Raw genomic sequence first — 6,469 nt, forward strand, 5'->3', positions numbered from 1 at the left:
TCCTCGATGACATGCGATTCGCGATGGGCAAAGGAAATGCCGCCCGGCTTGTTGTAAGCGGTGAGCGCCAGCGAGTTGGCGGCCGTGCCGGTGGCGACGAAGAACACCGCGACCTCGCGTTCGAAAATCTCACTGAAGCGCTGGTAGACTGCCCGGTCGAGCGCACCGTCGCCATAGGCGGTGGAAAAGCCGCCGGCATTGGCCGACAGGCCGGCGGCAATATTGGGATGGGCGCCTGCCCAATTGTCGGAAGCGAAGAACATGCATCTGCCTATGTCTTGGGAGGTCGGGGGGTTGGGGAAATCGGGTTTTGGGGAAATCAGTCTGAAGTTGACCGGTTTCGCGAGCGGACCGCAAGGGGCCAGGCGCCGGAAAAACAGTAAAGCCAGCCAACCGGCAAAGCCCAGGTCGACGACTGAAGCTTACGTTTTTCCCGGACTTGACGACATTTTCTGTCGCGGAAAGCCCAAGTTTTTTGTGAATCGGTCTTGTGTGCGTCCCAGATTTCTGCCATAAAAATTTAGGACAGTAGTGCTGTCTTATTTTGTCGCACAAAACGAGCCGGATTGGCGTATCATTGGGCCTCTCCGGCTGTTGCCGCGAGCGACAGGTGGACAGCCAGACTCTGGCCTGTACGATTACCAGATGCGTTCCATGCGGAAAGCCGCCTGGTTCGGCAAGGATTTCGCAAGACGTGCCACAAGGATCAGGGTGAGCCAAGCGCTTGCCGAGGCAAACCAGCGCCTGAATGGCTGGGAATGGAGGACAGGAGATGACGGACATGACGCACTCTGCGACGAACGGCCAGGCCGCGCAGACGAAAGCGGCAACCGTCAAAACCACCTTGCGATCCAATATTAGCCGAACCGCCAACGGCTTTTCCGCCCAGGGCCTCTACGATCCGCGCAACGAGCATGACGCCTGCGGCGTCGGCTTCATCGTCAATATGAAGGGCGTGAAGTCGCATCAGATCGTCAAGGACGGGCTGGCTGTGCTCGAAAACCTGACGCATCGCGGCGCCGTTGGCGCCGATCCGCTGGTCGGCGATGGCGCCGGCGTGCTGGTGCAGCTTCCCGACCAGTTCTTCCGTGAGGAGATGACGGCCCAGGGCATCGAGCTGCCGCCGGCGGGTCAGTACGGCGTCGGACACTGGTTCATGCCGCAGGACGCGGCCCTTCGCGCCCATATCGAGGACATCATTGTCGAATCGGCGCAATCCGAGGGGCTTCCGCTCATCGGTTTCCGTGACGTGCCCGTCGACAATTCGTCGCTTTCGAAGGCGCCTGACATCGTGGCATCCGAGCCGTTCCATCGGCAGATCTTCATCGGCCGCACGCCAGACATTACCGATGACGAGGAATACGAGGCCAGGCTCTATCTGCTGCGCAAGGTGATATCGGGCCGCATCTACGCCGAGAACGATAACAAGGACATCGGCGCCTATTGCGTGTCGCTGTCGGCGCGCACCATCGTCTACAAGGGCATGTTCCTGGCCTACCAGGTCGGCGCCTATTACAAGGACCTGATCGATCCGCGCTTCGAGACCGCGCTGATCCTCGTCCACCAGCGCTTCTCGACCAACACCTTCCCGTCTTGGAAGCTGGCGCATCCCTACCGCATGGTCGCCCACAATGGCGAGATCAACACCGTGCGCGGCAACAACAACTGGATGGCTGCGCGCCAGGCGTCGGTCGATTCCGAACTGTTCGGCAACAACATCTCGAAGCTGTGGCCGATTTCCTATGACGGCCAGTCCGACACCGCCTGCTTCGACAATGCGCTCGAGTTCCTGTTCCAGGGCGGGTACAGGCTCAGCCATGCCATGATGATGCTGATCCCGGAAGCCTGGGCGGGCAACAAGCTCATGGATGCCGATCGCAAGGCCTTCTACGAATACCATGCGGCACTGATGGAGCCGTGGGACGGGCCGGCGGCGGTGGTTTTCACCGATGGCCGCCAGATCGGCGCCACGCTCGACCGCAATGGCCTGCGCCCGGCACGCTACATCGTCACCGATGACGACCGCGTCATCATGGCCTCGGAAGCCGGCGTGCTGCCGGTGCCCGAGGAGAAGATCGTCAAGAAGTGGCGGCTGCAGCCAGGCCGGATGCTTCTGATCGACCTGGAGAAGGGGCGTATCGTCTCCGACGAGGAGCTCAAGTCGGAGATCGCGACCAAGCATCCCTACAAGACCTGGCTCGCCAACACGCAGCTCATTCTCGAAGATTTGAAGCCGGTCGAGCCGCGCGCGCTGCGCAAGGATGTCAGCCTGCTCGATCGCCAGCAGGCATTCGGCTATAGCCAGGAAGACACCAAGCTGTTGATGTCGCCGATGGCGACGACAGGCCAGGAAGCGGTGGGCTCGATGGGCACCGACACGCCGATCTCGGCGATGTCGGACAAGTCGAAGCTGCTCTACACCTACTTCAAGCAGAACTTCGCCCAGGTCACCAACCCGCCGATCGATCCGATCCGCGAGGAGCTGGTGATGAGCCTGGTGTCCTTCATCGGGCCGCGGCCCAACATCTTCGACCTGGTCGGAAATTCGCGCCGCAAGCGGCTCGAGGTGCGCCAGCCGATCCTGACCAATGGCGATCTCGAAAAGATCCGTTCCATCGGCCACACCGAGGACCGTTTCGACACCAAGACGATCGACATCACCTATGGCTCGGCCGAAGGGGCCGCGGGCATGCAGGGCGCCATCGACCGGTTGTGCGAGCGGGCGGAGGCGGCGGTCGCCGGCGGCTACAACATCATCATCCTGTCCGACCGCCAGGTCGGGCCGGACCGCATCGCCATCCCGGCGCTGCTGGCTACGGCCGCGGTCCATCATCACCTGATCCGCAAGGGGCTGCGCACCTCGGTCGGCCTCGTCGTCGAATCCGGCGAGCCGCGCGAAGTGCATCATTTCTGCTGCCTTGCCGGCTATGGCGCCGAGGCGATCAATCCGTACCTTGCCTTCGACACGCTGCTCGACATGCACAAGCGTGGCGAACTGCCGAAGGAAGTGGACGCCTACGAGGTCGTTTCGCGCTACATCAAGTCGATCGGCAAGGGCATCCTCAAGGTGATGTCCAAGATGGGCATCTCGACCTACCAGTCTTATTGTGGCGCGCAGATTTTCGACGCCATCGGCCTGAAGACCGATTTCGTGCAGCAATACTTCACCGGCACCGCGACGCTGATCGAAGGCGTCGGGCTGGACGAGATTGCGGCAGAGACGCTCAGCCGCCACAATGACGGTTTCGGCAACGACCCCGTGCTGCGCAACAGCCTCGAGGTCGGCGGCGAATACATGTTCCGCATGCGGGGCGAGGCGCATATCTGGTCGCCCGACGCGGTCGCCACCTTGCAGCACGCCGTGCGCCAGGGGTCGTGGGAAACGTTCAAGGACTATTCCGCCCAGATCGACAGCGAGACGGCCCGCGCCCAGACCATTCGTGGCCTGTTCAAGATCAAGCTGGCCGGAGAGACCGGCCGCAAGAAGGTGGCGCTCGACGACGTCATGTCAGCGGCCGACATCGTCAAGCGGTTCTCGACCGGGGCGATGTCGTTCGGGTCGATCTCGCGCGAAGCGCATACCACGCTGGCGCGCGCGATGAACCAGATCGGCGGCAAGTCGAACACCGGCGAGGGCGGCGAAGAGGCCGACCGCTATCTGCCGCTGCCTGGCGGCGGCAAGAACCCCGAACGCTCGGCGATCAAGCAGATCGCCTCGGGCCGTTTCGGCGTCACGGCCGAATACCTCGTCAATTCCGACATGATGCAGATCAAGGTGGCGCAGGGTGCCAAGCCCGGCGAGGGCGGCCAGCTGCCCGGCCACAAGGTCGACGCGACCATCGCCAAGGTCCGGCATTCGACGCCGGGCGTCGGCCTGATCTCGCCGCCGCCGCATCACGACATCTATTCGATCGAGGATCTGGCACAGCTGATCTACGACCTGAAGAACGTCAATCCGGCGGCCGACGTGTCGGTCAAGCTGGTGTCGGAAGTCGGCGTCGGCACGGTTGCGGCGGGCGTCGCCAAGGCACGCGCCGACCACATCACCATTTCGGGCTATGATGGCGGCACTGGCGCCTCGCCGCTGACCTCGCTCAAGCATGCCGGCAGCCCATGGGAAATGGGCCTTGCCGAGACGCACCAGACGCTGGTGCTGAACGGCTTGCGGTCGCGCGTCGCGCTGCAGGTCGACGGCGGCTTGCGCACGGGGCGCGACGTTATCATCGGTGCGCTGCTTGGCGCCGACGAGTTCGGCTTCTCGACCGCGCCGCTGATCGCGGCCGGCTGCATCATGATGCGCAAGTGCCATCTCAACACCTGCCCGGTCGGCGTCGCGACGCAGGATCCGGTGCTGCGCAAGCGCTTCAAGGGCACGCCCGAGCATGTCATCAACTTCTTCTTCTACGTGGCGGAAGAGGTGAGGGAGCTGCTCGCCGAGATGGGTTACACCCATATCGACCAGATCATCGGCGACAGTGATCTTCTGGAGAAGCGCGACCTGATCGTGCACTGGAAGGCGCGCGGGCTCGATTTCTCGAAGATGTTCTTCAAGCCGGATGCGCCGCATGAGGCGGTGCACTGGACCGAGCGCCAGAAGCACCCGATCGACGACGTGCTCGACCGCAAGCTGATCGAGCTGGCAAAGCCTGCGCTCGAAAGCAAGCTGCCGGTCAAGATCGAGGTCGATATCCGCAATGTCGACCGCTCGACGGGCGCCATGCTGTCGGGTGAAGTGGCCAAGCGCTTCAAGCACAAGGGCCTGCGCGAGGACACCATCCAGGTGAAGCTGACCGGCACTGCCGGCCAGTCCTTCGGCGCCTTCCTGGCGCGCGGCATCTCGTTCGAGCTTGTCGGCGCCGGCAATGACTATGTCGGCAAGGGCCTGTCGGGCGGCCGCATCGTCATCCGGCCGCCGGAAGAGGCCAAGATCGTCGCCGCCGAGTCCATCATCGTCGGCAATACGGTGCTCTATGGCGCCACCGAGGGCGAGGCCTACTTTGCCGGCGTCGCCGGCGAGCGTTTCGCCGTGCGCAATTCGGGCGTCGCCGCCGTCGTCGAAGGCGTCGGCGACCATGGCTGCGAGTACATGACGGGCGGCATCGTCGTCGTCATCGGCAAGACCGGCCGCAATTTCGCCGCCGGCATGTCGGGCGGCGTCGCCTATGTGCTCGACGAGGCGGGCGATTTCGCCGAGCGCTGCAACATGGCGATGGTCGAGCTGGAGCCGGTTCCGGAAGAAGACGATCTGATGGAAAGGCTGCTGCACCATGGCGGCGACCTCGATCACAAGGGTCGCGTCGACGTCTCCGGCGACATGACCAGCCATGACGAGGAGCGGCTTTACCAGCTGATTTCCAACCATGTGCATTACACCGGGTCGGTGCGCGGCCGCGAGATTCTCGACGACTGGACGATTTTCCGGCCGAAGTTCCGCAAGATCATGCCGGTCGAATACCGCCGCGCCCTGATCGAGATGGAACGCATGCGCATGGGCGTCGCGGCGGAATAGGCTTTGCAATTGCCGGGGAGCCCAGGCTTCCCGGCCCATCTTCATCGACAGTTTGACCTCCGGCGCAAGGTTGCCATGGCTGCCTCAAGGGGTTAACGGGTGCGGCGAAAACCGCACCATCTGGACAGCAGGAACTGGACTATGGGCAAGGTAACAGGCTTTCTCGAAATCGACCGGCAGGTGCACAAGTACCAGCCGGCCTCCGATCGCATCCGGCATTTCCGTGAATTCACGCTGCCGATGTCCGACAAGGAGGTCGAGAAACAGGCCGCGCGCTGCATGGATTGCGGCATTCCGTTCTGCCATGGGCCGACGGGCTGCCCGATCCACAACCAGATCCCGGACTGGAACGACCTCGTCTACAATGGCGACTGGGACAACGCGATCCGCAACCTGCATTCGACCAACAATTTCCCGGAGTTCACCGGCCGCATCTGCCCCGCGCCCTGCGAGGAAGCCTGCACGCTGAACCTCGAGGACATCCCCGTCGCCATCAAGACGGTCGAGCAGGCGATCGCCGACAAGGCTTACGAGACCGGCCATATCAGGCCCTATCCGCCGGAGAAGAAGACCGGCAAGCGCGTCGCCGTCATCGGCTCCGGCCCGGCCGGCATGTCGGCTGCCCAGCAGCTCGGCCGCGCCGGCCACGACGTCCATGTCTATGAGCGCGAGAGCCGGCCCGGCGGGTTGATGCGTTACGGCATTCCCGACTTCAAGATCGAGAAGCACTATATCGACCGGCGCATCGAGCAGATGCAGGGCGAGGGCGTCACCTTCCATTGCGGCGTCAATGTCGGCGTCGACAAGCCGGTTGCCGAGCTGCTCGCCGAACATGACGCCGTGCTTTATTGCGGCGGTTCCGAAACGCCGCGCGCGGCCGGCATTCCCGGCGACGATCTCGGCGGCGTGCATGACGCGATGCCCTATCTGGTGCAGCAGAACCGGCGTGTCGGCGGCGAA

General features: G+C 63.3%; 3 protein-coding genes. 2 read left to right on the plus strand and 1 reads right to left on the minus strand.

Going from position 1 to position 6,469, the window contains the following annotated elements; all coding sequences use genetic code 11:
• A partial coding sequence (locus EN939_RS16455) for a beta-eliminating lyase-related protein (RefSeq protein WP_245473103.1) occupies positions 1 to 263 on the minus strand: 263 nt, incomplete at its 3' end.
• Between the two features lie 509 nt (positions 264 to 772).
• On the opposite strand from EN939_RS16455, the gene gltB reads away from it, so the two are divergent.
• Positions 773 to 5,509, plus strand: a complete 4,737-nt coding sequence (gene gltB, locus EN939_RS16460; RefSeq protein WP_127268829.1) for a glutamate synthase large subunit — start codon at positions 773 to 775, stop codon at positions 5,507 to 5,509.
• A gap of 141 nt (positions 5,510 to 5,650) precedes the next feature.
• The coding region (locus EN939_RS16465) for a glutamate synthase subunit beta (protein ID WP_164751027.1) at positions 5,651 to 6,469 on the plus strand (819 nt) is incomplete at its 3' end.

Origin of the sequence: Mesorhizobium sp. M7A.F.Ca.CA.002.05.1.1 (assembly GCF_003998335.1) — a bacterium.
Classification (GTDB): domain Bacteria; phylum Pseudomonadota; class Alphaproteobacteria; order Rhizobiales; family Rhizobiaceae; genus Mesorhizobium.

Excerpts from the sequence above, each read along its gene's own strand:
- gltB (WP_127268829.1), top strand. The coding sequence starts at position 773 with ATGACGGACATGACGCACTCTGCGACGAACGGCCAGGCCGCGCAGACG.